Annotated in this window: 4 protein-coding genes and 1 pseudogene; all 5 read right to left on the bottom strand. The window is 62.7% G+C overall.

What is annotated here, in order from left to right:
* Window positions 1–95: 95 nt before the first annotated feature.
* Entirely contained in the window at window positions 96–254 is a 159-nt protein-coding gene (locus SO140_RS45560; RefSeq protein ID WP_449384686.1) for a transposase domain-containing protein, read from the bottom strand.
* Between the two features lie 54 nt (window positions 255–308).
* Window positions 309–1,022: pseudogene (locus tag SO140_RS45555) on the bottom strand (IS66 family transposase).
* Window positions 1,023–1,032: 10 nt separating this feature from the next.
* Window positions 1,033–1,689 carry an IS66 family transposase zinc-finger binding domain-containing protein gene (locus SO140_RS45550; protein WP_449384685.1) on the bottom strand — a complete coding sequence of 219 codons (657 nt, stop codon included), beginning with the start codon at window positions 1,687–1,689 and terminating at the stop codon, window positions 1,033–1,035.
* A gap of 53 nt (window positions 1,690–1,742) precedes the next feature.
* Window positions 1,743–2,075, bottom strand: a complete 333-nt coding sequence (gene tnpB, locus SO140_RS45545) for an IS66 family insertion sequence element accessory protein TnpB (protein WP_474805036.1) — start codon at window positions 2,073–2,075, stop codon at window positions 1,743–1,745.
* Between the two features lie 17 nt (window positions 2,076–2,092).
* Window positions 2,093–2,515: a transposase gene (locus tag SO140_RS45540; protein WP_449384683.1), complete on the bottom strand. Its 423-nt coding sequence runs from the start codon at window positions 2,513–2,515 to the stop codon at window positions 2,093–2,095.
* Window positions 2,516–2,750: the final 235 nt, after the last annotated feature.

Genomic DNA, 2,750 nt, shown 5'->3' with positions numbered 1-2,750 from the left:
ACCGCCTTTGTGCCGGGCGGGCGATTGAAAGCCGCCTAAGCCTCTCCTGAATGGAGTGTGCTCAGACGCGCTGCGACGTAAGCGCTTAGCCGACCCTATTGATGCCGGCTTGACGTTTTGCGGAACCGCCATGGCATGAGGTCGTCAATTTTGCTTTGAGGATGGCCGGGGATGATCGCCTCGAGTGTATCGGCGATGTAGGTGACCGGGTTGACGTCGTTGAGCTTGCAGGTCGCCACGATGGATGCGAGCAAAGCCCAGTTTTCGGCTCCGACCTCGTGACCGGCGAAGGAGCGCGTTTTTTCTGGTCAAGCAGATCGGCCGGATTTCGCGTTTTCAACCGGATTGGTGTCGAGCTCGAGACGCCCGTCATCGAGGAAGCGCGTCAGCCCCTGCCAATGATTGAGCGCGTAGCGGATGTCATCAGCGAGCGTCGAGCCGCTCGAGATCATCGACAGTTGTTTCTCGAACCATGGCTTCAACGCCTCGACGAGCGGCAGCGAATGTTCCTTGCGCGCAGCCAGCCGGACGTCCGGCGATGAACCGCGGACTGTGGCTTCGATGGCGTAGAGCTGTGCGATCCGCCGGACGGCGGCCTCGGCGATCGGCGATTTACTGTTACGGGCCAATTTGACGAAGCGCCGGCGCAAATGGCTCCAGCAATGTACGAGCGTCCATGGCCCTTGCGTCGGGCGACTTCGATCAGCCGATCATAACCGTCATAGGCATCGCATTGCAGGAAGCGTCCGTTGAAGCCGTCCAGGAACTGCTCAGCGAAGGCAGGCACCGCTGCGACCGGGGGCATATCGGAACAGCACGATCGGCGGACTTGGGCCGCTATGGCCGCGGTCGTCGGAGACGATCGCCCAGAAGTAGCCCCTCTTCGTTTGACCACGCCCGGCATCGAGCACCGGCGCCGTGGTTTCATCCATGAACAGGCGATCCGCCGCTGCCAGATGGCGGCGCATGTGGTCGGCAACGGGCTGCAGATGGAAGCAGGCGCGACCTGACCAATTGCCCAATGTCGCCCGATCAAGCCGGATCCCCTGTCGCGCATAGATTTCGGCCTGACGGTAACGGCGTATCGTCGCCGAACTTGGAGACGATCACGTGTGCAATGGCCGCTTCGGTCGGCAGCCCGCCGGGCACGACATGCTCGGCCGCGTGTGCCTGCACGACAGCGCCCGAGCAGCGACGGCAGACGTATTTCGGGCGGCGCGTGACCAGCACGCGCCATTGTGCCGGAATCACGTCAAGGCGTTTGCTGACGTCCTCGCCGATCTTCGTCATCGCGCCGCAACCGCACGGACACAGCGTGCTCGCAGCCTCGATGATCCGCTCCACCTGCGGCAAATGGGCAGGCAAGCAGCCCCGATTGCGATGACGGTCCTGATCCGATCCAGCGCGCGATCGGCCCCTGATGACCGCCGCAGCCTTCTCCTGCGCCGCGTCCAGGACGCCTTGCGCGATCTCCACGTCTTCGAGCGGCAAATGATATTGATCTGGCCGCAGCTTCTCGGACTTCGCTCCGAACTTCTCCCGGCGTAGTTCGCCGAGAATGACCTCCAACCGGCGCCGCGCTTCTTCCGACATTGCCAGCGCCGCTTGATGCTCGCTCAACGCCGCCTGCGTTTGCGCCAAAAGCGCCTTCAAGCGTTCATTATCGTCGCGAAGCGTCGCGGTGCTCATGCGCCATGTCGAGCACATCTGCGCCGCCGGCGCCATGCCCAACTCGGCCGCAGTTATCCAGCGATCTGTGGGCGACGCGCTTCCTCCGGGCGGACCAACCTCCAGTCCAAGCCTTCGAACAATGCCGCGAACATCGCCGGCGATATCCGCATCACACCGTCCGCAATCTTTGGCCATACGAACTTGCAGCCCTCAAGGCGTTTGTACACCAACACCAGGCCCGTTCGATCCCAAACCAGAATCATGATCCGGTCCGCCCGTTTCGACCGGAACACGTAGGCCGCACCGCTCAATGGGTCGAGACCAAGCATCTCCTGCACCTTGGCAGCAAGCCCATCGTGGCCGCAGCGGAAGTCGACAGGACGCGTCGCGATATAAATCTTCAACTCGGCGCCAGGTACAATCATCGTGACGCTCGCACCGCGCGGATCACCCGAGACAGCTGCTCTCCATCTATCGCCGCGTCTGTCTGCACGACGACGTCGCCAATCGCAATTTCGAGCTTGGCCGCCGGAACGTGACATTCCTCTAACGGCCCCTCCACAACCAGCGGCGCGAACGGCGGCTGCGATGCCCCGCACGACGGCAATTCGCCTCGCTGGCGAAAGCGTCGTCGCCCATCGTAAATCTGCCAGCGCGTCGCCCCGTGCTTGCGCGCTACTTCCGACGCCTGAGCGCCGGGCAGCAGACTTTCGGCGACGATCCGAGCCCGCTCAGCCTCCGAACGCACACGAAGCCCGGACGGTCCTTCAAGCACTTCAAGCCGGCTGACCGACCCAACCGACGAGCCGTCCAAATGGACGTCCTTTTTGCCGTCCAACTCCATCCCAAACCTCCGTTCAAGCCGGAGGCTTCTTCGCACATCTAATCTAAGACGGAAGCCAGGGTATCGGCTTAGCGCTTACGCTGCGACTGCCACAACGCGCACATCAACATCCAGTTGGGATCGCAGATGGTGCGAGTCATTTGCCCGCGATGCGCAGCCGCTTCATCGCGCGCATGACTGACATCGCATTCCAGGCATCACCGCCACGCGGCGGCGGAATGTTGCGGCTGGTCAG

The sequence above is a fragment of the Bradyrhizobium sp. UFLA05-108 genome, assembly GCF_059803455.1.
Note: the sequence above shows the minus strand (reverse complement) of the source record. Positions and strands in the feature narration are given on the sequence as shown.

Excerpts from the sequence above, each read along its gene's own strand:
- SO140_RS45550 (WP_449384685.1), bottom strand. The coding sequence starts at position 1,689 with ATGAGCACCGCGACGCTTCGCGACGATAATGAACGCTTGAAGGCGCTT.
- SO140_RS45540 (WP_449384683.1), bottom strand. The coding sequence starts at position 2,515 with ATGGAGTTGGACGGCAAAAAGGACGTCCATTTGGACGGCTCGTCGGTT.